At 44.7% G+C, this 24,250-nt stretch carries 19 protein-coding genes; 7 read left to right on the top strand and 12 right to left on the bottom strand.

Features of this window, described 5'->3' with window-relative positions; all coding sequences use genetic code 11:
- Positions 1 to 103: 103 nt before the first annotated feature.
- Entirely contained in the window at positions 104 to 481 is a 378-nt protein-coding gene (locus DSL64_RS05470; RefSeq protein ID WP_115829657.1) for a hypothetical protein, read from the bottom strand.
- Positions 482 to 755: 274 nt separating this feature from the next.
- Here DSL64_RS05470 and DSL64_RS05465 point away from each other — a divergent pair, with 274 nt between their 5' ends.
- On the top strand, positions 756 to 1,169 hold the full coding sequence (locus DSL64_RS05465) for a hypothetical protein (protein ID WP_115829656.1): 414 nt from the start codon (positions 756 to 758) through the stop codon (positions 1,167 to 1,169).
- Between the two features lie 109 nt (positions 1,170 to 1,278).
- Here DSL64_RS05465 and DSL64_RS29140 read toward each other — a convergent pair whose 3' ends face one another.
- The 6 genes from DSL64_RS29140 to metN form a co-directional block, all read right to left on the bottom strand.
- Positions 1,279 to 1,440 (bottom strand): hypothetical protein, encoded by a 162-nt coding sequence (locus tag DSL64_RS29140; protein WP_199539333.1) that lies wholly within the window; start codon positions 1,438 to 1,440, stop codon positions 1,279 to 1,281.
- A 594-nt stretch (positions 1,441 to 2,034) separates the two neighbouring features.
- Positions 2,035 to 2,778 carry an alpha/beta fold hydrolase gene (locus tag DSL64_RS05455; RefSeq protein ID WP_262512408.1) on the bottom strand — a complete coding sequence of 248 codons (744 nt, stop codon included), beginning with the start codon at positions 2,776 to 2,778 and terminating at the stop codon, positions 2,035 to 2,037.
- Between the two features lie 15 nt (positions 2,779 to 2,793).
- Complete coding sequence (locus tag DSL64_RS29260; RefSeq protein WP_229216971.1) at positions 2,794 to 3,036, bottom strand: hypothetical protein; 243 nt, start codon at positions 3,034 to 3,036, stop codon at positions 2,794 to 2,796.
- 89 nt (positions 3,037 to 3,125) lie between these two features.
- On the bottom strand, positions 3,126 to 3,950 hold the full coding sequence (metQ, locus tag DSL64_RS05450) for a methionine ABC transporter substrate-binding lipoprotein MetQ (protein WP_115829655.1): 825 nt from the start codon (positions 3,948 to 3,950) through the stop codon (positions 3,126 to 3,128).
- A gap of 52 nt (positions 3,951 to 4,002) precedes the next feature.
- Positions 4,003 to 4,656, bottom strand: coding sequence for a methionine ABC transporter permease MetI (gene metI, locus DSL64_RS05445; protein WP_115829654.1), 654 nt, complete (start codon positions 4,654 to 4,656; stop codon positions 4,003 to 4,005).
- Complete coding sequence (gene metN / locus DSL64_RS05440) at positions 4,649 to 5,680, bottom strand: methionine ABC transporter ATP-binding protein MetN (protein WP_115829897.1); 1,032 nt, start codon at positions 5,678 to 5,680, stop codon at positions 4,649 to 4,651. Before metN ends, metI begins: the two co-directional genes overlap by 8 nt.
- A gap of 298 nt (positions 5,681 to 5,978) precedes the next feature.
- On the opposite strand from metN, the gene treZ reads away from it, so the two are divergent.
- Entirely contained in the window at positions 5,979 to 7,826 is a 1,848-nt protein-coding gene (gene treZ / locus DSL64_RS05435) for a malto-oligosyltrehalose trehalohydrolase (protein ID WP_115829653.1), read from the top strand.
- Positions 7,823 to 12,019: a malto-oligosyltrehalose synthase gene (gene treY / locus DSL64_RS05430; RefSeq protein ID WP_115829652.1), complete on the top strand. Its 4,197-nt coding sequence runs from the start codon at positions 7,823 to 7,825 to the stop codon at positions 12,017 to 12,019. Before treZ ends, treY begins: the two co-directional genes overlap by 4 nt.
- Positions 12,020 to 12,092: 73 nt before the next feature.
- Here the strand turns inward: treY and DSL64_RS05425 are convergent, their stop codons facing one another.
- The 5 genes from DSL64_RS05425 to DSL64_RS05405 all read right to left on the bottom strand — a co-directional run bounded on the left by DSL64_RS05425 (position 12,093) and on the right by DSL64_RS05405 (position 20,463).
- Positions 12,093 to 13,736, bottom strand: a complete 1,644-nt coding sequence (locus DSL64_RS05425; RefSeq protein ID WP_115829651.1) for a TldD/PmbA family protein — start codon at positions 13,734 to 13,736, stop codon at positions 12,093 to 12,095.
- A 41-nt stretch (positions 13,737 to 13,777) separates the two neighbouring features.
- On the bottom strand, positions 13,778 to 15,103 hold the full coding sequence (locus tag DSL64_RS05420; protein WP_115829650.1) for a TldD/PmbA family protein: 1,326 nt from the start codon (positions 15,101 to 15,103) through the stop codon (positions 13,778 to 13,780).
- Between the two features lie 43 nt (positions 15,104 to 15,146).
- On the bottom strand, positions 15,147 to 16,628 hold the full coding sequence (locus tag DSL64_RS05415) for a RagB/SusD family nutrient uptake outer membrane protein (protein WP_115829896.1): 1,482 nt from the start codon (positions 16,626 to 16,628) through the stop codon (positions 15,147 to 15,149).
- Positions 16,629 to 16,641: 13 nt separating this feature from the next.
- The gene (locus DSL64_RS05410; RefSeq protein WP_115829649.1) at positions 16,642 to 19,809 is read right to left on the bottom strand and encodes a SusC/RagA family TonB-linked outer membrane protein; all 3,168 of its coding nucleotides are present in this window, start codon (positions 19,807 to 19,809) and stop codon (positions 16,642 to 16,644) included.
- 471 nt (positions 19,810 to 20,280) lie between these two features.
- Entirely contained in the window at positions 20,281 to 20,463 is a 183-nt protein-coding gene (locus DSL64_RS05405; RefSeq protein WP_115829648.1) for a DUF3606 domain-containing protein, read from the bottom strand.
- A 288-nt stretch (positions 20,464 to 20,751) separates the two neighbouring features.
- Here DSL64_RS05405 and DSL64_RS05400 point away from each other — a divergent pair, with 288 nt between their 5' ends.
- The 4 genes from DSL64_RS05400 to DSL64_RS05385 all read left to right on the top strand — a co-directional run bounded on the left by DSL64_RS05400 (position 20,752) and on the right by DSL64_RS05385 (position 24,250).
- A complete protein-coding gene (locus DSL64_RS05400) occupies positions 20,752 to 22,131 on the top strand; it encodes a sensor histidine kinase (RefSeq protein WP_115829647.1) in 1,380 nt (459 codons plus the stop codon).
- A gap of 66 nt (positions 22,132 to 22,197) precedes the next feature.
- The gene (locus tag DSL64_RS05395) at positions 22,198 to 23,355 is read left to right on the top strand and encodes a DUF748 domain-containing protein (RefSeq protein WP_115829646.1); all 1,158 of its coding nucleotides are present in this window, start codon (positions 22,198 to 22,200) and stop codon (positions 23,353 to 23,355) included.
- Between the two features lie 61 nt (positions 23,356 to 23,416).
- Entirely contained in the window at positions 23,417 to 23,662 is a 246-nt protein-coding gene (locus DSL64_RS05390; protein ID WP_115829645.1) for a hypothetical protein, read from the top strand.
- Between the two features lie 111 nt (positions 23,663 to 23,773).
- On the top strand, positions 23,774 to 24,250 hold the full coding sequence (locus DSL64_RS05385) for an ankyrin repeat domain-containing protein (protein ID WP_115829644.1): 477 nt from the start codon (positions 23,774 to 23,776) through the stop codon (positions 24,248 to 24,250).

Genomic DNA, 24,250 nt, shown 5'->3' with positions numbered 1-24,250 from the left:
CTGTTTAGGATAAATACATAGCAAATGAGCCATGGCACATACCGGAAGGGCGTGTGCATGGGGATAGATAGCAGGCGAAAACCTGCATCAGAAAGCGATGTATTTAAACCTGAGGCGGTCGGAACAGAGAGCCGATGTGGGAGTTATAATGTACCTGTGGCTTGTACTGATGGTAATCCCGACTGAGCGTCCAGGCTTTACTATCAAAACTGAACGAAGTGCTTACCGGAATGAACAGAAATGCCGATTGTTGCAGGTCAATCTTTTTGAAAGGCAACTGCATGTCTTTTTCATCGTCGTCGTCGTCCATGTCGTCTCCCCAGTAATGCATGGAGAGGAAATCAAGGAAGCTGATTTGCTGGTTCAGTGCTTTGTGTTCGGTGAAATGCTGCACAAGCGAAGGTAACTTGAATACCTGGCACAACGAAGTCGTGTCGAGTATTACAATGACCATCAAAATATGTAGAATCGCCTTTCTCAAAACCTTTTTAACAGATCGGTTGAACTTCCCTGCTGGCTACGCCACTGCAAGTACCTGCTAAGTTACGTGTAAAGTAGTTGGTAAGGCAAGCATTTATGCTGAAATTCTGTAACATTTTTGTTACCATTGCTTTTTGCGGATATGGTTTTTTGTTTTTCCGGGAAGTAGGAGCCAGTCTTCAGAAACAACAATTTGATAATCTTGTAAAAGCCTGTGTCTGAAAGCGGCTGAAGTAGTTTTGCAGCATCAGATTTTAATACAAGTGTTGAGTTACATGTTTGCTATCAATAAGAAGCTGGCCTTGAAAATCATGATCACCCTGATTTCGTTGGTTATCGTTTTCCACTTCGCAGTGATTTTTTCCATTATTCCCTACGATATAGTGTGGGCCGGCAAAATACATACACTTCAGGAAATGTATACGTTCGAGTCCGTTTCGATTGCAGTCAATATCCTGCTGCTCGTGACGCTGATCATGAAGAATGAATACATCAAAAGCGGCGTCTCTCAATCGATTCTGGATCTGTTGCTCTGGATATTCGTGATCGTTTTTCTGTTAAACACCATTGGCAATCTCATGGCCGAAACCCTATTTGAAAGATGGGTCTTCACTCCGCTGACGCTGATCTCTGCTGTGTTGCTATGGGTGATAGTGCGCAGGGAAGGGCAGGTGAGGAGTGGGTATTAGAGGGGTAGGAGGGGACTCAAATTACCTGTAGGCTGTTGTGGTTTCTTTTATTGAACTAAAAGTCTTTTTATAGGGATAGGCGATCAAAAGTATGAAACCAACGACCTACTTACTGTTTTTCCCAAGGCTTAATCTTTACAATCTTATTATCTCTCATGACAACAATAGCACTATCTTTTTGCTTTTTAAACTCAACAACATTTTTATAGGTCTTTTTGAGACCAAAAATAATCTTATCACGTAGTTCCAGTTGTTCTTTAATTGTTGTCATATGTTTCTCTTAATTGAGCATATCCGCTTTGCAATTTCATCAGCATTCACGAACTCCTTGCATTCGATTATTTCAGGTAAAATAGTAAAAGAAGCGGAGGTTTTTCCCGCGCCATTACAACCTGCAATTACATATAAATTCTTTTGGACCACTAAAATATCATTTGACTGCGTGATATTTCTATTGTTAACTTTCAAGCGATGGTGGTGCCTATCCTCGATTATTACCTACCACTAAGATAAATGTTATCTATGGGAAGAATGTTAAAATTATAGAAAACGAAGCACGAAGAAAATTGTGAAGGCGAATTCGGTTATTACCTCCTTCAGTTTCCCGTTCTCTTAACACCGTTCTTACATCACACTTCGAAGATTAAAAATTGATTGACGAGCCCATCTCTTAGGCATTTACTATTTTGAAGCTCCGGCGAAATAGGGTGTAGTGTCGGGCATTTAATTAGGCGGAATAGGGTATGGGAGCTATTTGGTATTTCCGCGCAAATGGTGCTCGCACCTCCTTTTTCAAGCGTTATACAAGGGATTGACACCATTCGGATATAGGTGAATAGTTATTTAGATACTCACATCGGAAAAATTACTTATTCTCAATTTCCACAAAATCTAAAACAGCAGATTTAAACTTCTCAAAAACTTCGATATGCGGTAAATGTCCTACACCTTCCAGTTCCACCAGTTTAGATCCCGGAATTTGCTGTTGCGTCTTTTTACCCAGTACCTGATATTGACCCATGGTCGGCTGCAGATACTCAGGAGCGCGGTCTTTTCCGATAGCGGTTCTGTCGCGGGTACCGATGATCAGCAGGGTAGGGGTTTTAATATTTTTGAATTCGTACACCACAGGTTGATTGAAAATGATATCGCTCGTAAGCGCTGCGTTGTATGCGATGACGGGATAATCCTTATGTAATGTCCAGCCTGCCAGTAAATTAAACCAACGGTCGTATTCTGGTTTCCATTTGTTGTCGTAATAAAACTTTAGCTGATAGGCCTTTATTTTCTCTGCGCTGCCTTGTAGTTCAGACTGATAAGCCTGATCAATCGTCTGATAGGTAGCCAGTGTTTTGTAATCTTCGAGTCCGATTGGGTTTTCAAGAATCAGTTTTTCCGTAGCATCTGGATACATGAGTGCGAATCTGGTAGCAAGCATGCCGCCCATGGAATGACCCAGAACAATGGCTTTTTCAACGCCTATACTTTTGAGCAGATTTCTGGTGTTCACAGCCAGGGCGTGAAAGCTGTACTGATACTGCTCAGGCTTGGTCGATTTGCCGAAACCGATCTGATCCGGAACAAGTACTCGGAAGCCTTTTTCTGTCAGTGCTCTAATCGTTTGTTACCAATATGCGCCGTTGAAATTTTTGCCATGTAAAAGTACGATAGTATGACCGTTGGATGTCGCTGGCTTCACATCCATATACGCCATCCGCAGGCTCTGTTTCTGAGCTTTGAAATTGTAAAATTTGACTTCGAAAGGATAGGTAACAGAAGTCAGATCCTTGTCCAGGGCAACAAGTTTGTTCTGCGCGTGTACAGTCAGACTGGCAACCAATAGAAGCAATGGAAATAGGTATTTCATAACAAGTTTGTCTTAGGTGTTTCTTTACAAACGCAACAGGCATCCTGCGCAGATATACACAGAATGCCTGAATTTAGGTTTAATCCTGTTTACCAGCCCTTTACTGCGCCGCCTTTGAAAATTCTTTCAGCAGCTTCCAGTACTTCAGCAGACTGATACGCCTGCACATATTTCTTTACCTTCTCTTCATTTTTGTTGTCTTCACGTGCCACGATCAGATTAACATAAGGAGAATCTTTGTCTTCTATTAGGAGCCCGTCTCTGGTTGATATTAGCCCTGCTTTTGCTGCAAAGTTGTTGTTGATGATAGCCAGGCTCACTTCCTTGTCGTCCAAAACCAGCGGTAATTGCGGTGCTTCCAATTCCAGTATTTTGAGATTTCTGGGATTTTCGGCGATATCTATGACTTTGGGAAGTAACCCAATACCTGGTTTGAGTTTGATCAGTTTGTATTTTTCAAGCAGTAGTAATGAACGACCTCCGTTAGTGGGGTCATTAGGAATAGCAACAGTAGCTCCCGCTGCCAATTCCTGCAGGCTTTTTATTTTTTTTGAATAGCCTGCAATCGGATATACAAACGTATTTCCGACAATTGCCAATTTGTAACCACGTTCAGCAACCTGCTGATCCAGATAAGGTTTATGCTGAAATGCGTTGATGTCTACGTCTCCATGTGACAGCGCTTCATTGGGAACCACATAATCGTTGAATGTGATCAGCTCAACATCCAATCCGTATTTTTCCTTTGCCACTTTTTGTGCGACCTGAGCCACTTCATATTCAGGACCGACAGCAATGCCAACTTTAATATGGTTGGGATCGTTGTTTTTCTCAGCTTTTTTTGAGCAGCCTGATACAGCTATCGTGCCGGCAGCCAATAAAATGAGGGCATAAATCTGATTTGCTATTTTCATTTCCTGTGTATTTGATTTTTCGATGATTATTAGAAATTGGATGCTGCATCTGCTAGCGGTGATCCACACGCTTTGCGATAAAGTCACCCGTAAACTGAAGGATAAATACCAGCGTGATCAGGAGTATAAGAACGGTATTCATAATCAGTGCATCGTAGCCAATGTAACCATATTGGTAGCCGATTTGCCCGAGTCCGCCTGCGCCAACAGCACCGCCCATGGCAGAATATCCTACGAGTGTGATGAGCGTAATCGTCGCGCAGTTAATCAGCGATGGCAAAGCTTCAGGAAGTAAAACCTTACCAACAATCTGAAGTGGCCTGGCACCCATGGCTCGGGCAGCTTCAACGAGTCCGGCTGGTACTTCAATCAAGCTGTTTTCGACAAGCCGGGCGACAAAAGGGGCAGCGCCGATGCTAAGCGGGACCAATGCAGCACTCATGCCGATAGAAGTGCCGACGATGACTCTGGTGAAGGGAATCATCCACACGATCAATATGATAAAAGGTATAGATCTGAAAATGTTGACAGCAATGGATAGAAAACCGTTAATAAGCTTGTTTTCCAGGATCTGTCCTTTTCTGGTCAGGAACAGAAGCACGCCCGTTGGGAGTCCCAGACTGAAGGCGAAAAAACCGGATACGAATGTCATAAAAATGGTTTCAGCCGTGCCGGAAAGGAGTAGAGAAATCACTGCGTCAGACATATCCTAAAATTTCAGTTTTGATGTGATGATCTTTAAAGTATTTGATTGCGTCCTCATAGTGATGCACATGCCCCGATAGTGTGAGCAGAATAATTCCGAAATTTTTGTCTCCGGCATGATCCATCTGAGCGCTGATGATGTTGGTGTCAACATTGAAAATCCGGGAAACCTGAGAGAGAATCGGTTGGTCGGCAGTCTGACTTGTCATTTCGAGCCTCAGCAGCGGAACAAGATCACCCGTGTCGACGGGCGAAAGGCGTTTCCTGAAATGCTCGGGAATCTCAATGTGAAGTGCGGAAGCAATAAAATCTTTCGCCAAAGAGGTGGACGGATTCATAAATACGTCGGCCACTTTACCATTTTCTATCAACCTGCCCTCGTCAATCACTGCAACAGAATCACAGATGCTTTTAATCACGGCCATTTCGTGCGTAATCAATAGGATCGTAATATTGAGCCGCTTGTTAATGTCTTTCAAAAGCGCAAGGATTGACCTGGTAGTGGCCGGATCCAATGCACTGGTGGCTTCGTCGCAAAGCAGAACTTTCGGATTATTAGCCAACGTTCTAGCAATCGCTACCCGTTGCTTCTGTCCGCCTGAAAGTTTGGCAGGGTATTGTGTTGCTTTGTCCTGAAGTCCGACAAGGTTAAGCAGCTCATGTACCCGGTTGTCTATTTCGTTTTTTGATGTTCCAATCAGTTCAAGCGGAAAAGCTACATTTTCAGCAACAGTACGCGACGATAACAGATTGAAATGCTGGAAGATCATTCCTATTTGCCGCCTCTGCTGCACCAGTTGAGATTCGGATAAAGCGGTAAGATCGTGCCCGTCAATGAACACGGTTCCCGATGTGGGTCTTTCCAATAAGTTGGCGCATCTGATGAGCGTACTTTTTCCTGCACCCGATTTGCCAATTACACCAAAAATCTCACCTGCTTTTACCGTTAGCGAAACCTCTGACAGCGCAGTGATTTCTCTTTCGTTATGCCGGAAAACCTTGGAAATATTTCTGAATTCAATCATAAACGGAGGTTCTCTTAGTTTGTTATGAAATGCCGGATCAATAAAGCCGGCGAACTGCAAAATTAGTAAAATATATAGTATATCAACTTAGTAGACAACAAAGTTCCGTATCCAGGAAACTGTGCGCTTCCTTCAACATGCAGTTTCTGACGCTTCCATCTGAGCACGGAAGAACTTCTGGATCATTTTTTGCTAATGTCCGAATCGAAAGCTGCTTTACCTGGTATGTGCTGAACCGCGTATATGGTAAATTATCTCAAGTGAAGTACTCATCTTAAACTAAAATCGGGTTAATATAATGAATAACAGTGATTTGCCTTGCCGTTCTGCAGGAGTTTGTTTTGATTCGGAAGGGCGCGCAGAAATTTCCCTATGGGCGCCACATGCCAGTCAGGCTGAACTCTACCTTGTATCCCAAAACGCGTATTTATCGCTGCAATCACATTCCCGGGGTTTTTGGCATCTTACAACCAAAGAATTAAAACCGGGCGGTGAATATTTTTTCCGACTCAACGGTGGTAAGCACTTGCCTGACCCTGCGTCATTGAGCCAGCCGGAGGGTATCTATGGACCTTCGCAGGCAATAGACCTGAGAGGCTTTCAATGGCAGGATCAGGACTGGAAGAACCCCAACCTGCAGGATTACATCATCTACGAGCTGCATACTGGCACTTTCACTTCGCAAGGAACTTTTGCAGGAATAGAACAAAAGCTGGACTATCTGGTGGAATTGGGTATTACAGCCATTGAGATTATGCCTGTGAGCCAGTTTGCAGGTGAACGCAACTGGGGGTACGACGGCGTTTTTCCATTTTGTGTTCAGAACTCTTACGGCTCTGCCACTGGTTTACAGCAACTCGTTGATGCATGTCATAAGAAGGGGCTGGCTGTGATTCTGGATGTGGTATATAATCATGTGGGACCAGAGGGCAATATCCTGGCCGAGTTTGGCCCGTATTTTACGGAGAAGTATTCGACGCCCTGGGGAAATGCGATCAACTTTGATGACGCATGGTGCGATGCAGTCCGTCAGTATTTTATCCAAAATGCACTGATGTGGTTCCGGGACTTTCACATTGACGCGCTGCGGCTGGATGCTGTTCATGCGATTAAGGATTTTAGCCCGGTTCATATTCTCAAAGAAATCCGTCAGCAGGCAGATGAGCTTGAAAAGCAGTCGGGTCGCAGGCACTACATGATTGTTGAGTTGGACCTGAATGATGATCTTTATATCACCCCCACTGCCCAAGGTGGATATGGTATGGAAGGGCAGTGGATTGATGAATTTCATCATGCGTTGCGGGTGACATCCGGACAGGAAAAAATTGGTTACTATTCTGATTTCGATGGTATTACGTCATTGGCAAAAGCATACACGGATGCCTATGTATATGACGGACAGTATTCGGAGCACAGAAAAAAGACATTTGGTGCCAGGGCAAAAACCAGAGACGGTAAGCAATTTGTGGTTTTCTCTCAGAATCACGATCAGGTTGGTAACCGCATGCTTGGAGAGCGAACAAGCGAGCTGGTGAGTTTTGAAATGCAGAAACTACTTGCAGGAGCTGTATTCGTTAGCCCGTATTTACCAATGCTCTTTATGGGTGAGGAATACGCAGAAACGAATCGTTTTCAATATTTTATCAGCCATACAGACGCGCAACTTGTGCAGATGGTTCGCCAAGGACGCAAGAAAGAGTTTGGCGATTTTCACAACGATGAGCAGGTGCCAGATCCTGCCGGAGCAGAGACTTTTGAAAACTCAAAACTCCAATGGAAACTGCCTGATCAGGGTGATCATAAAATTATGCTGGATTTTTACAAACGTTTAATTGCAATTCGCAAGTCGTATGCGTCATTAAGAAATTTAAACCGGGATGATGTGCGTGTTTTGCAGGTGAACGCCGAAGATGGAACTCTTATTCTTTTCCGATCTTGTTTGGGTGAGCAGGTGATATGCCTGATGAATTTCTCCGATCAACCTAAAACTATATCTCTGGATCACAACACTAACAATTGGGAGAAACTACTCGCCTCATCTGATAGGGAATGGGCAGGAAAGCAAGAACTGCCTTCGCCCGTTTCGACACTCTCTGGCCTGACCTTACCTGCTGAATCTATTTCACTTTACATCAACAAGCTATGAATCCGATTAACTCCACATACCGTTTTCAGTTTCATAAAAACTTTACTTTGGAACATGCAGAACGCTTGACCAATTACCTTAATCAATTGGGCGTGGCTACACTTTATGCTTCCCCGATTTTTGAAGCAGTTGCGGGGAGCACACATGGCTACGATGGTATCGATCCGACAAAAATCAATCCTGAAGTCGGAGACCTGGATCAGCTTGTAAAACTGTCCGGGAAACTTCGGGATAAAAATATTGGCTGGCTACAGGACATTGTTCCTAACCACATGGCGTTTCATCCGTCCAACCGCTGGCTGATGGACGTACTGGAAAAAGGGGAGCGGTCTATGTATGCTCAATTTTTCGATATAAGCCCCGTGAGCAAACTCTTTGACGGGAAAGTAATGGTTCCTTTTCTGGCTGCTGGTCTGGAGCAGGAAATTGAGAAAGGAAACATTAAAATTGAAGCGGATGCAGACAGACTTTATCTGAAATGCGGTGAATCTGCTTTTCCGGTCAATGCAGAATCCTATCTGACGCTTTTTCAGGCAACAGATCAGTCTGAAAAAGAACTGTTTCCTGATACGATTAAGCAAGTTTTACAACTTACACAGCCTGAGCGTTTTTCACAGGAATGGGAAAGGATAAAATCGCAGTTCAGAGCGGCCGGTGGATTGGACAAGTTATTTCAAGATGTAATTTCAAAATGGAATACTGATCCTGAAAGGATAAAGACGCTTGCCAATCAGCAGTTTTACGCGCTTTGTGAATCATCTATAACGGAGCAAAAGATAAATTTTCGGCGTTTTTTTACAGTCAATGATCTGTTATGTCTCAATATACAAAATAAGCCGGTGTTTGATGCCTGCCACAGTTTGATAGAAGGGCTGCTACAGGAGGGTGTTTTTACGGGTTTAAGAATAGATCATATTGATGGTTTGTACGATCCTGAAGAATATTTGCAACGGCTTCGCGCCATTGCCGGTGAAAATACCTACATCACCGTTGAAAAAATTCTGGAAAGTGACGAACAGCTTCCGGTGAACTGGCCTGTTGAAGGTACGTCGGGCTATGATTTCCTTGCACAGGTTAATCAGCTTTTTACAAATACAAAAGCCGAAAAAACTTTCACTGAATTCTATCAAAAAATCACTGATTCGAAGCAGCCTGCGAGCGAAATTTTACTGGAGAAGAAAAGGCTGATTCTGTACGAACAAATGGGCGGGGAATACGAGAATCTCTTCCAACTCATTTTTAAGCTGAACCTGGCAGATGCTGACACAATCGAAAAAGCCGGAGCTGAAGATCTGAAAAAAATACTGGGAGAGTTTTTGGTGTATTTTCCTGTATACCGTTTCTATGGAAGTTCTTTTCCTCTCGGTAGTGATGAATATTCAGCCGTAGCAGAAATATTTACCAGCTTAAAAGATGCGTACCCGGGGTTATTGAATGCAGTTGAATTGTTACAAAATATACTGCTCACGCGTCCTGACGGATCAGATGATAGTTACCGTGAAAGGGTGCAGGAATTTTACCAGCGTTGCATGCAATTCAGCGGTCCGTTGATGGCAAAAGGAGTTGAAGATACTTTGATGTATACCTACAACCGCTTTATCGGGCTCAACGACGTGGGCGGTTCAGTGGAAAGTTTTGGGAAATCGCCGAAGGATTTTCATCGTAAAATGCAGCTCCGGCAAAAGCTTTGGCCTCTGACTATGAACACCACATCCACTCACGATACCAAACGGGGAGAGGATGTGCGGGCAAGGCTGAATGTGCTAACTGACCTTGCTGACCTCTGGAACGAAAAAGTAGAGGAGTGGTTCGCTTTCAGTGGTAATCCGGAAGCGCCAGATCGAAACGATCAATATTTGATTTACCAGACCATCGCAGGTGCTTATCCGATGCCCGGGGAAGGGGATGACGACTTTGCCAAAAGGTTATCTGCCTATCTTGAAAAAGCACTCAGAGAGGCCAAAAGGAAAACCACCTGGACGGATCCTGATGAAAACTACGAGAAGGCCAGTCAGGAATTTGTGACACAATTACTGGATAAAGAAAGTAAGTATTGGCAAAGCTTTACTCCCTTTCATTCCAAAATCGCCGACTATGGAATCACCAATTCTATCGCGCAATTGATATTGAAATTCACTTGTCCCGGCATTCCTGATGTGTACCAGGGAACCGAGCTCTGGGATTTGAGTCTGGTGGACCCGGATAACCGCAGACCGGTAGACTATCAATTACGGGAACAAATTCTTGAAGATTTCCGGCAGATTGATGCCAAAGCGCTTCCTGCTACATTGTGGAAAAATAGAAATAACGGTCATATCAAACTATGGATTACGCAACAGCTGTTTAACCAACGGAAGCAAAACCCTGAATTTTACCAGTATGCAGATTACTTCCCGCTTGAAATCAAAGGGCCGTTAAAAGAACATGTTTTTGCCTTCTACCGTGTGCATCGTAATGAGGTAATGCTGATTGCAGTGCCACTCAACACGGCTTCCATTTGTGAAAAGCAACAAACTGATATACTGAATCTGGATTGGCAGCAAACGGAAATTGTTTTACCGGATTTTCTGGGTAAAAACTGGCGAAACATTCTGACAAGCGATGAGCTTAGTTTTGAAAAAAATATACAGGTTGATCAATTATTCAGAAATCTGCCGGCTGCGCTTTTGAAGGGAACGCAGCCCGCTGGCGACAGAAGAGCCGGGGTGCTGGCACATATTACTTCATTGCCTTCTGCTTTCGGCATTGGGGACCTTGGGCCTGAGGCTTACCGCTTTGCAGATTTTCTCTATCAGGGATATCAAAAAGTATGGCAGATGCTACCGGTAAATCCTCTGGATTCGGCACAGGGATTCTCTCCTTACAGCGCGTTGTCCTCGATGGCGGCGGAACCCATGCTTATCAGTCCCGAATTGCTGAGAGAACAGGGATTATTAACTCAGGAAGATTTGCAGCTATATGAGCTTCAGCCTGGCAGTTGTACAGATTATCTTACCGTGCAGCATAATAAAAATCAGCTGTTGAGAATTGCTTACCGTCATTTTAATGAGCAGGAGCGCCAGTCGTCTCCGGCATTCGAGGCTTTCAGGAAGCATCATGCCGATTGGTTGCAGGATTATTCCTTATTCGTAACTCTGAGGGCAAAATTTGACAATAAACCCTGGACAGAATGGGATGAGCAATTCAGAAGCCGGCAACCTGAAGCTATGAACCGGTTCGCCGAAAACCATCAGGATGAAATCAGGTTCCATCAATGGGTACAGTTTGTGTTCAGCAAGCAATGGGAGGATCTGCGAGCCTATTGCAATGAGCATGACATCACGCTGTTCGGAGATCTGCCTTTTTACGTCGGTGCTGATTCCAGTGATGTCTGGGCGCATCAGGATCTGTTTATGCTGGATGAAAAGGGGGATATAACCAGCAAGGCGGGTGTGCCGCCTGACGTCTTTTCTGACACAGGACAGCTTTGGGGCATGCCGGTTTTTAACTGGGAAGCACATAAAAAAGATAACTATGAATGGTGGATCAATCGCCTGAGACGTAATACAGAAATTTACGATCTGGTGCGGTTGGATCACTTCCGGGCTTTTGCCGATTATTGGGCTGTGGAGGGCAAAGAAAAAACAGCGGAGAAAGGGGAGTGGTTACCAGGTCCGGGTGCAGATTTTTTTGAAGCCGTTGGCAGCGCGCTGGGCAGATTGCCTTTTGTGGCTGAGGATCTGGGAGAGATCAGTCCGGATGTTTTTGCGTTGCGGGATCAGTTCAAACTTCCGGGAATGAAGGTTTTGCAGTTTGCTTTTGGGCAGGATATCGCAAAGAGCCTGCACGTGCCTCATCATCATGAAGTGAACTTTATTGTTTACACCGGAACCCATGACAACAACACTTCAATCGGCTGGCTAAAAGAACAACAGGAATCTGATCCGCTGGTGATCGATAACTTATGCCGGTATTTTAATCAGGAAGTGAATGAAAATAATATCAACAAGCTTCTTATTGCTGCTGCATACGGGTCTACGGCTCAGACTGCCATTTTGCCTTTACAAGATATTCTGGAGCTTGATGAGCAAAGCAGGCTTAACAGTCCGGGGTCTGAACAGGGCAACTGGCAATGGCGCGTTTTGCCAGAGCAACTCACCGGGTCGGTTCAGACCCGGCTGCGGGAACTTGTAAAGTTGTACGGCCGGATATAGCCGGGCTATTTTGAATCGAAAACGACCATCTGGAAAACATAGCCTTCAGATGGTCGTTTTCGTAATTGAAGTATTAAATTTTCCTTGCGGTATTGATGACGTTCACACCGTTGAAACGTGCCGTCGCGCTTCCATGCGATACCGAGCTGGACTGTCCTGGTTGCCCCTTGCCGTCAAAAAATGTTCCGCCTAATCTGTAATCCCGCTCATCGCTTACCGCGACCAGTGAGTTCCAGAATTCCTGTGTGTTGGCCTGGTAGGCTACATCTTTTAATTGATTTATGATTTTTCCATCCCGTATTTCATAAAAAAGTTGTCCGCCAAACTGGAAGTTGTAGCGCTGCTGGTCGATGGAATAGGAGCCGTCTCCGATAATGTAAATTCCTTTCTTTACATCTCTGATCAGTTCGTCAACACTCAATGGCGTTTTACCAGCTTGCAGCGAAACATTAGCCATACGTTGAAACTGCACCGAACTCCAGCTGTCGGCATAGCTGCTGCCCTGGGGCTGGTTGTTATTCAGGATGTGAATCTGATCGCGCGTGGCCTGGTAATTGACAAGTATACCATTTTTAATCAGATCCCATTTTGTGGCTTTCACCCCTTCGTCATCCCAGCCCACTGCGCCCAGTGATCCTTCCTGCGTTTTGTCGGCGAAGATGTTAACCTTTTGGCTTCCGTAGTTGAATTTGCCTGACTTCCATTTATCAAGAGTAGCAAAAGACGTTCCGGCCAGATTCGCTTCGAAACCTAATACGCGGTCCAGTTCGGTTGCGTGCCCTACAGACTCATGGATAGTAAGCCATAAATGCGATGGATCCAGTACAAGATCATACTTCCCTGCTTCCACCGACTTGGCTGAGCTTTTCTCGCGTGACTGTCGGGCTGCTGCCGTGACGTCTTCAAATATGTCATAAGCGCGGTTGTACCTGGTTGTAACGCCGGTAACCTTGTCTGTGGGGTTGGTTTTGAGGTATTCATAGCCACGTCCTACCGGGGAACTCAGGCTGCTTCTGGTTTGGAATATTCCCGTAGACTTGTCAATGGACGTGACCGTGAAGTTGGGCCAGATACGGTGTACATCCTGATCTGCATAGGTGCCATCTGTAGAAGCAAAGTATTTTTGTTCATTGATCAGGAACAGGTTCGAGTTTACAAAATTTGCTCCGTTTTCAAGCGCAGCCCGGTTCACTTCAAGCAGAAGATCTACCTTTTCGCGTGCTGGTATTTGCAGGGCGTTTTGAACACCGGGTGTTTGCCAGCTTACTTCTCCGTAGCCAATCTGGGGAGCGAGTTCTATTGGGACAGATGCAATTTTTGCGTTAGCCTTGGCGATATTGGCCGCAGCCAGCGTGGCCTTTACGATTTGTTCTTCGTTTTTTACATTTTCAACAGCCGCAAATCCCCAGCTACCATTCACCAGCACCCTGACTCCCGCACCAAATGATTCCGTATTGACGATACTCTGAACTCTGTCTTCGCGTGTTGTGATAAATTGATTCAGATAGCGCCCTATCCTGATGTCCGCATAAGTAGCACCTTGTTTTCTGGCCGTATTCAAACCCGCATCTGCCAGTCTCTTTTTAATACTCACATCAAGACCGGGATCGGAAAAAGACTGCGGATGTACTGGGTTGGCTCCACGGGCAGCGAATGAGGTTGCAAGAAGTGCTCCTGCGGAAAGGGAGCCCAGTTGTATAAAGTCACGACGATTCATATTTTTTAATGGGTATAAATAGGATTGATAGTCCAAAACAATCAAACTGCGTCCGAGAGGCTGGTGAAAGTAAAATCCCGGATTTTTAAGGGAGGAACCAGGCTTCCGCGAACCCGCTGAGGTATGCCGGCTTCTTCCAGATTGTTTAGCATAATCACCGGACTTTCGTTGAAGCGGAAGTTTTTTACGGGATATTTGATTTGTCCGTTCTCTATATAGAACGTTCCGTCACGGGTGAGACCGGTGTAGAGAAGTGTCTGTGGATCCACAGCGCGAATGTACCAAAGGCGTGTTACCAGTATTCCCCGTTCAGTGTTTTTGATCAGCTCAGCCAGAGACTTTGTTCCACCCTCAAAAATAAATCCGCCGGCAGCAACTATTGGTTTCACGCTTTTTTTGTCTGCCCAGTATCTGGAATAAGACAGGTTTTTGACAACACCTTTTTCAACCCAGACGGTTTTTTCAATGGGACGTCCGTCGCCGGGATCCGGACTGAAAGGTAAGGATGGGATGTCTCTATGAAACGGGTCCGAATAGATAGTGACCTTTTCGTCAAATAACTTTTCACCCAAACGTGTTCCTCCACCTTTTTTGCTCAGAAAACTGCGACCTTCTTCAGCACTTCGTGCATCAAAGCTGCTGACAAGATTCCGTAAAAGCTCCTGTCCGGCCTGCGGTTCAAGGATCACGGTATATTTGCCCGGTTCCAGCGCCCTGGCTTTGGAAGAAGCCAATGCTTTCTGTACAGCAATGTCTGTGGCTGATTTTATATTGAGATGTGCAGAGTCGTTGTAGTCCTGGGCTGCATATCCTGAGCCGGATCCATCTTCGGTGCGCACTGTCGCAGAGAAGTTAACAGATGATGCCTTGTTGTAGCCAAAAAGTCCTTTATCGTTACCGATCGCAGTAAATCCGGAAGCATTTTGTATAAATCCTGCCACATTCAGGCCAGCCTTTTTGCCTGATTCGATACTGTGCAGAGCACCCTGCGCCCGGTAATCGGCATCTATCTGATCGGTCGAGGTGAAGAAAGAAGGTGTCGGCTGGAATTGCTGTGCCTGTAAGCCTTTGACGTATTCGGGATTATCGGGAGCGAGTCTGGCAAGTTCCTCGGCGCGGGACACAACCTTTCTAATTGCCTCTTCATCCAGCTCGCTGGTCGTAGCCGTACCCGACTTTTTGCCAAATACCGACGTCACCGACAAAGAGATATTACTGGTTTCGCCACTGGTGGACACGCTGTTACCTGCATAACGGATATTTCCGTTATTTTCTCCTTTCAGACTAACGAAGATTTCGTCTGACCCGGAAAATCCGAGCGCTTTACTGATTACTATTTTGGCTTCCTGTTCTGATAAAATAGCCATGTTGTTTTGATTTCTGTGAATGGTTCAATTTTACCCACACGAATTATTCGTTTCGGGTTACAAGCTTGTTGGCGGCCAGCTCAGAGGCAGGAATAGCCCACAGGTAGGTTGGGTCATTTGGTTCAATGGCTGATACTGAGCCCTTTTTAGGGAAGGCTATGTTTAATCTGCGTACATCTATGGCCCTTATGCCTTCTCCCAGAAACTCAATTTGTCGTTCTTTCAAAATAGCGGATAACAGTGCGCCCGAATTAGCGAAGCTGGCTGTTGTCCAGCTCGTGGAGGCGTCTGACCGGGATCTTACAGCGTTTAGTAAGGCCAGCGCTTTGGGATCTACATTCCCGGTTGACCTTACGCGCGCCTCTGCCAGGTTCAGAAGAATTTCCGGGTACCTGATAATAGGAGCTTTGTCGGTATAGGGAGTAGGGGATGGATATTTGATCAGCCAACTATTACCTCCGGATAATGTGACAAATTTCCTGCGTTCGTCGGTCGGCTTCCAGCTTGCATCCGCGATAATACCTTGCGGATTAAGATAATACTCCGCGCCACCTGTAGGCTGGTAATAAAAGCCAAGCTGGTTCTGTGTTCCTGCATTATCCTGATTGGTGAAAACCAAAGAGAATATACTTTCATTTGTCAGCTGCGGGCTTGCGAAAACCGATTGAATAGATGGCTCCAATGCATGTTTTACCCCGGTTGCCGCCGTAAACGGAGCACTCTCCGAAACGATTTTATTCGCTTCCCGGATCACATCATCCCATTTGGATTGAGATAAATACACCTTGGTTTTAAGCGCGATGGCCGTGTTGCGATGCGCATGAGATACATTATTTAAGGCATCAGTATATTGCAGTGGAAGATTGGCCTCGGCGAAATCAAGGTCTGCGATAATCTGTGCATACACTTCTGCTACCGTACTGCGCGCCAGATCGTTGTTCTCAGAATTCGTTTCTGCTGTCAGTCGGAGAGGAAGTCCGGGGCTGCTTCCATTTGCAGCTCCGTAAGAACGAGCATAAATCTGCAAAGCATAGAAATAGGAAACTGCTCGGATGAATCTCGCCTCGGCCTTAAATTGCTCAGCCTTTGCTGCATAGTTTTCAGGAAAAACGGGTGTGACAAACTTGCCTGCATTGTCTTCAAGTCCTTTGAGAAGTACATTAGCCTGATTGATAGATTTATAGGCAGCATCCCAGATTCCTCCGGTTTGAGATTCGTTTTGCGTAAAGTTCCAGACATTGAATCCGGATCCCTGATTGGCTTTCACATTGATGAATTCTTCGCCCTGAATATCATTATATATCAGGTATCTGCCTCCCAGGAAAGCGCCCGCCTTGATGGAGGAAGAGCTATACAAACTATTCACCTGTTGTTGTACCCGTTCCGGCGTGTCAAACACGACCAGATCAGAGAAGAATGTCTGAGGAGAAGGTTCCAGTTTATCAGTAAAGCAGGAAACCTGTGTAAACAAAAGTGCTGTTCCCAGAAAAAGGGATTGATGTATGTTTTTTATAACCTTTGTCATGATCGATAAATAATTAGAATCCAACATTGATACCCGCTGAAACTGTGCGTGTCTGGCCCAGGGCATTCCGGTCTACACCCGGACGGATGTTACTGTTCCCGTTCACCGACGATTCCGGATCGTAGCCTTTGTATCCCGTCAGGATAAATGCATTTTGAACCTGAACATACACGCGTGCACTGGCGATTTTAATTTTGCTGAGCAAATTGACAGGTAGCCTGTAGCCCAGTGAAATGTTGCGTACACGCAGAAAATCACCTTTTTCAATGTTTTCGGAAATTGAAAGCGCAGCGCCACCATTAGAAATATTATCACCCCAAACCGCCTTGGGTATACTTCCATCCGTGTTTTCTGGTGTCCATCTGTCGAGCAGATCGGTACTATTGGCATAGGCACGTTGATCTCTGACACCAGCCTTGGTTCCGTTCAGTACATAGTTTCCTCCGGAATACTGCAGGAATATGCCCAGGTCGAATGACTTGTAACCGAAGGTGTTATCAAAACCTCCGTACCATTTAGGCAATGCAACTCCCTGATTCTTTCCATCTGCCAATGTAGTCACAGCTGTTACAGGAGTTCCCTCAAGTGTTGTCCAGCGTGATGCTGCCGGTGCTGAATGATCATATTGAACAATTGTGCCATCTGCTTTTTCGAGCAACCTTCTGCCGTTTTCAGGATTTACCCCATGCGTGGTTACAGCCCAAAGGCTTGAAATAGACTTATCGACTTCTATCACGTTCTCGGTATTGATGATACGCTGATTGTCGCCGTTCAGAGACAGAACCTCATTTTTGAGCGTGGTCACGTTTGCGTTCAGTTTCCAGGAAAAATCGTTGGTACGGATCAGGTTTGCCTGAATACTCAGCTCTATACCTGTATTGCGCATCGAACCGATATTGAGAGGAAGGCTATTGGCGGAGGTAGGGTTGGGTACACCTTTGGATGGAGCCTGTGGTACGTCCAGTATCAGACCGTCGACGTCATTTCGGTAGTAGGCAAACTCACCGGTAATCCTGTCTTGCAATAAACCGAAACTAAAACCGTAATCCGATTTTTTGCTTGTCTCCCAGGATAAATTGCTATTACCAGACTGGTAGTAGTAGAGCGTGGAAGCATCTCCCTGCAGCCCCCCGCTGTAGGTTTGCAAAGAAGCGAAGTCATTAATTCCCTGATTGTTTCCGACCAGGCCATAACTGCCTCTTAGTTTCAGATAGCTGATTACCTTGCTTACAGGTGAATTGACCCAGAAATCTTCATCTGATATTGAATAACCCAGCGAAGCGCCATAGAAATTACCATACTTATTTCCTTTGGCAAAAGCGGAATAACCATCACGACGGAAGTTGATAGTCGCGAAATACTTTTTACCAAAATCATAGTTGACACGTCCAAAATAAGAAATCAGGAAATTTTCAGTTTGTAAGCCAATGTCCGCACCCGTCTGACTGACATTTGGAAGTGTATTCAGGAAGTTTCCTTGTGCACTTGTGAAAAACGGATCTGTCTGGCCGGTGCGCGCAAGTCCCCAGCGATCAACCTGAGAGTACTGCTGTTCGCCCCCGGCCAGTAAAGAAAACGAATGCTTGGTAGCTACAGTGAAGTCGTACTGAGCAGTATTTTGCCAGTTCCAGCGATTGTTGAGTCTGTTTACATTCACAGCCCTTCCGCCTACAAAGTAGCCAGGTGCCTGAAGGGGATTTTCATAGGTATTGTCAATAACATTCAGCCTATCGATGCCATATTGTGTACGCAGATTTAATCCTTTTATCACCTCCCAATTAGCAAAAATACTTCCCTGAATAGAGCTGCTTGCAGAGTTAAAGCGATCTTTGTCCATTACTACTGCAAGATTGGCCCAGTTAGCGGAGATGGTATTGTTCATCTGTCCGAGCACGCCTGTGGGTGAAACATTGTATGAACCATCATTGTTATACGGCGACACATTCGGTTCGGAGTTCAGAGCCAGGCGTGGCCCGTTTGCGTAATCCCATGTCTGCCCGCTCGTCGAACCTGAATTCGCCGACTGTGTGGAAGTGTTACTGAATGAGAAGTTAGTTCCGACAGTAAAGGTTTTGAAAAGCTTGTGGTCAATTTTAACCCTTGCGTTTTTCCTTTCATATTCGTTGATTTTGACAATACCATTCTGTTTGGTGTAACCCACTGACAGGTAGTAGTTTGTTTTTTCTGACCCTCCCGAAAAGCTAAGGGCATTGGAATGAGAGAAACCATTGTGCTGATAAAAGTAATCCTTCCAGTCAGTATCGATCAGATTCCCGTTCGCGTCGTAGTTGGGGAAATAGGCAGCGGCGAGGCCGGCATTTGCTCTGGCTTCATTTTTCACGGCTATATGCTGTTCTGCGTTAAGCATTTTGATCTGATCCAGCCGGTAAGGATTCGAGACACTTACCCAGGAATCGAAGTTTACTTTCACGCCGCCCTTGTTGCCACGTTTGGTGGTGATCAATATTACGCCTGCGCTTGCTCTTGATCCGTAAATAGCTGTTGCTGAAGCGTCTTTCAGCACTTCAACACTCTCAATGTCGTTGGGACTAATACCTGAGAGCGGGTTGTTTGAAGCAGAGTTAGTCGAAAGGTTATCCGTGTAAGTGGGAATACCATCTATCACCACCAATGGGAAAGAGCTCAGATTGATGGAGTTGATTCCACGTATCCGAATTACGGGCGGTGCGTTTAAAGCCCCGCCGGGGGTTGATACGTTTACTCCGGCAGAACGTCCCTGCAGGGCCTGATCAAAACTTTGAACTGGAGCCAGTGCCAGATCTTTTCCACTTATAGTTGATATAGAACCTGTCAGATCTCTTTTTTGCTGGGTCCCATACCCAACCACAACCAGCTCGTTGAGCAAGCTGATTTCCGGATCCAGACTAACATGTAAAATGGTTTTCCCGGCGATACTCACTTCCTGAGCAGTAAATCCGATAAAAGAAAATACCAGCGTGCCACCGTTTTCAGGGATATTCAACTGGTAGTTTCCCTCTGCGTCTGAGGAGGTTCCGATGCTGGTTCCTTTTAGTAATACATTCACTCCGGGCAGTGCGGAATTATCTCCTTTGGCAGATACTGTCCCCCGTATCGTCTTTTGGGCGTGCGCTGCCACATGCAGAAATAGTGGTACCACCAGCACCAGAATGTTTACGTTTCTGATAAAACGGTTTCTCATAATCAGTCAGGTTATAATTGTAAAATAATATATTTTATCTATATATTTTATAGACTAAAATGTATTTACAAACCACTCTCAGCATTTCATAACTGATAATCAGCGATTATCTTTTCAGAAGTTATTGGAGCAGATCAACGAGTATTGTCAGGGAGATTGGCGGGTGAGTCCTTTCTGCATGATTGCTTTCAGGCTCCGGCCAGTTCAAATATATGAGGATAATTTTGAGATTTGTTTGCCGTGCAGGGGATTTGCTTCAGGCTTTTATAGAAAATTATGGTAGTGTACCACCGGATATTTGTATCCTCTAAAATATTGATAAAAATATGCAATTTGGCTACTTAGCTTTATGACTGTACACTGGTTGTAATGCATAAGTAAAGGGCGTAATCAGCAATCTCCGATCATGAATACACCGGACATAAAATTCCCGGTTACCGGCAGAAAAGAACCGAAAACCGGGAAGAGTGTCTATTTTTTATTGGCTAGAAATCCTTCTATTCTTTCCCTGTGGTTGCCCACATTTTCAATAGCCTCTCTGACCTGCTCCACTGTAACGCCCATTTTTTTGACGATATAGTTTATTTCGTAATCCTCGCTTGCCGAAACTTTGCTGCGATCCCTGTTGTCCTGTTTATTTGTGTCGTCAGCCATAATTGATGTAGGTTAAAGTTAAGATAATCAACAAAATATATGCAGCAAAAATTATGCTAAGTCTCCGGATAGCGCACAGATCCGCTTACGGGAAGTAATCGCTTCGAAGTACATGCTGTAAGAAGTTGAAAATGTTAAATTTCGTGGAATATGACCAAAGTCAGTATTGCAGGAGATTATAAAGTAGATTAATATCGATTACTTTGTCTTATCGTTTTGCGCTCACATTCCTGTTGCTCAATCCCGACAGATACCTACTTACGTTTGTATCAAATAAGTAATCATTTCGTGAAAAAACAATTTGTCAGTAAATCTGAAATTGGATCCGGATTTTTCAGTCCCGTGTCCCATCTTATCAAACGAATTCTGGAGCTTTGGGAATTTCTGAAAGGGGATATTGATCAGTTCCCGTTGCACGCCCGCATATACCATTCAATATCCCTGGTGATTGGCGCCGTAATGCTGTACAATGTGCCGTTCAGTCTTGCGATTGGCATGTATCAGGCGGCTTTGGCCAGTTTTTTGCTTCTGCCTCTGATTATTTATCTGTTTTACGTTTCCAGATTCGGGAACAAAACGATCCTGGGAGAAACGATCTATGCCCTTTTGATTAACGCATTTTTTTGTGTCAACTACTTTGTCAATTCGGGTATTTCGGGCTCCACACTTTTATCTTTTTGTCTGGTTCATTTTATGACGATGGCTACTATGCCCAGGAGCAGATACTTGTTTTGGACACTTTTCAATATTGTACTTGTTGGCGGACTGATCTTCTGGGAATATACCCATGCGGATACAAATCTTTATTCCTATCCTTCCCGCAAGGATTATTTTGTTGATATAACCTCTACCTACGTGGTCAATATCGTGCTCATGTTTGCCGGCTTGTCTTACATTATCAACAACTACCGGCAGGAAAAAAATAAGGCCGAAGAGCAGACCAGAAAAATCATGGAAATGGATCAGCAGAAAGCCAGGTTGATCTCCATTATTTCTCATGATTTCAACACACCTCTCAATAATATTAAAAAGTATTTGTGGATACTCACCAGAATGGAACTGGAAGACAAAGACCGGAAGCAATTTGAGGCGGATCTGAACCAGGCTACATCTGATACGCAGCATTTGTTGGTAAATTTGCTTAGTTGGGCACGAACCAATATGGATAACCGGGATTACCGTCCGGAAAAGGTATTGGTTCATGAAGCGATCAGCGACACGCTTAAAATCTATAAGTCCATTGCAGAAGAAAAAAATATAAGGCTGCATGTTTCGATTGACGATAACCAGCAGGCTTATGCAGATCCGCAGATGTTAAATATCATCGTGCGAAATCTGATCAACAATGCTGTTAAGTTTACCCCAACGGGAGGTAGTGTTTATGTGAAAGGAGAGCAAACGGATACAGATAGCCTTATTTCAGTAACTGACACGGGAGTGGGCATTCCGATAGAAAAACAGTCTGAAATTTTTTCTTCGCAACTCACTTCTACCAAAGGCACATCCAGCGAGCGTGGGGTGGGGCTGGGGCTTTCGCTTTGCAAGGAATTCACAGCTATTATGGGCGGCAAGATCGGATTCACTACCAGTGAACGGGGAACTGAATTCCGGTTACAGCTGCCTGTGTACCAGAATAACCCTGATCAGATGGCTATAGGCACTCACTAGCTCTACCTGTAATTTCGACTGGCATAATGTTTTCTGTACACGGCTCCGATACAGATTATACCCGTTATGAAAAGAACTTCCAGGAAACGACTCCGAAATGTATTGCTGATTGTGATCGGCCTTTTAATCATTTTCAGAATTGCGCTGCCTTATGTGGTACTTCATTATGCCAATAAGACTCTGGCCGAAATGGATGGTTATTACGGGCACATTGAAGACATTGATCTGGCTATTATCAGGGGTGCTTACAAAATCGACAGCATATATCTGAATAAGTCAGATACGGCTACCGGCAATCAGACACCCTTCTTTTCTGCCGGATTGATCGACTTATCCGTTGAGTGGAAGGCATTATTTAAAGGCTCTATCGTCAGTAAAATTACCGTAGACCGTCCGCAGCTCATATTCACAAAGGACAAAGTTGAACCTAAGCAGGTTGTAAAGGATTCTGCAGATTTCAAAAAGGTTCTGGAAGGTTTTATGCCTTTGGATATCAACGTGCTCACTATCAATAACGGAACGATCCGGTATAAGGATAATACCAGTAGCCCTAAAGTGGATATTGAAGCGAACCGTCTGTTCCTGACTGCTAAAAATCTGAAAAACAGCTACGACTCTTCTACTGTTTTGCCTGCCACGATTGATATGAGTGCGATGATTTATGAGGGCAATTTTGACGTACATGCGAAGCTTAATCCATTGGGAAGCAGTCCCACGTTTGATGTGAGTGCAGAGTTGAAGAATACGAATCTGGTAAAGCTAAATGACTTTTTTCAGGCCTATGCCAAAGTGGATGTCAACGACGGGCGTTTTGGATTGTATTCTGAGGTAGCTGCCAAGGAAAATGCTTTTACAGGTTATGTAAAACCTGTTATCAATAACCTGGACATTTTGGGAAAAGAAGATCGGAAAGATAATCTTCTTCAGAAATTATGGGAGGCTGTAGCCGGAGGTGTGGGAGAACTCTTTGAGAACCAGCGTAAAGATCAGGTGGCGACCAAAATTCCTTTTAAAGGGAAACTGGATTCGCCTTCAGCCAATATCTGGATTGCTATTGGCACAGTATTGCAAAATGCTTTTATACATGCACTTCAGCCTTCTATCGACAATGAGATCAATATAGGCTCAGTAAAAGCGGAAACAGGGGAGAAGAAAACCCTTCTCCAAAAAGTTTTCGGGTCAAAAGACAAGGAAGAAAAAAAGGGTAAAAAGGAAAAGAAATGATCTGGCTGGCATGGTTTTGTACCCTGTGCTGGTGATTTTCTAAATAAATAGTCAGACAAAGATGGAAAACATAGCTGTCATAAATTCTTTTAAAAGAACTAATAAGCATCGTAACGATTCTGCTACTCATTTCGACAGAATGCAGGATTTGGTTTTCGCTTATAATTTTGATGACTGTCCTATTAAGCTACATATTCTGGGTGATGACAGGTCGGGTATCCGTTTCCGGGTGGAATGTGCCGACCATGCAACCCGTGGCAGGCTTGAAAATGTATTACGACAGTATCTGATCGAAAAAAATGTTTAAAGATCGGGTCATACGACACTAGTTTGGCAAAATGATTTTTACCTTAAATTTCAATCTTAACAATGATCTCAGTATTTTCTTTTAGATTGGAGATTCAATAATTATGGTGACATGGAAGATTATACAAATGTGATTGTTCATGCTGCGAGAGTGGGCAACACAGAGGTGATACAAGAGCTTATTAGCAGAGGTGTAAACGTAGATTTAGTCGATGAAAAAGGACATACTGCGCTAATTGTGGCTTGCTATAATAATCAGGTTGCAGCTGCGGGTATGTTGCTGGATGCGGGGGCGGATGTAAATGCTGCCGACCACGGCGGTAATACGGCACTGATGGGTGCAGCTTTTAAGGGCCATGATCAGATTGCAAATCTTTTGATCCGGCACGGGGCCGATCTGGATCTTCAACATGGTAATGGTGGCACAGCGCTGATGTTCGCAGCCATGTTTGGCAGGAACAATATGGTACACTTGCTCCGAGAGAAAGGGGCTGATCTCACTATAGTCGACGTCAGAGGTCTATCAGCTTATGATCTGGCCGCCCAACAGGGCAATGCGGGGGCGATGGATTTGCTCTCCACAGATTGA

This window comes from Dyadobacter luteus (assembly GCF_003383615.1).
GTDB lineage: Bacteria > Bacteroidota > Bacteroidia > Cytophagales > Spirosomataceae > Dyadobacter > Dyadobacter luteus.
Note: the sequence above shows the minus strand (reverse complement) of the source record. Positions and strands in the feature narration are given on the sequence as shown.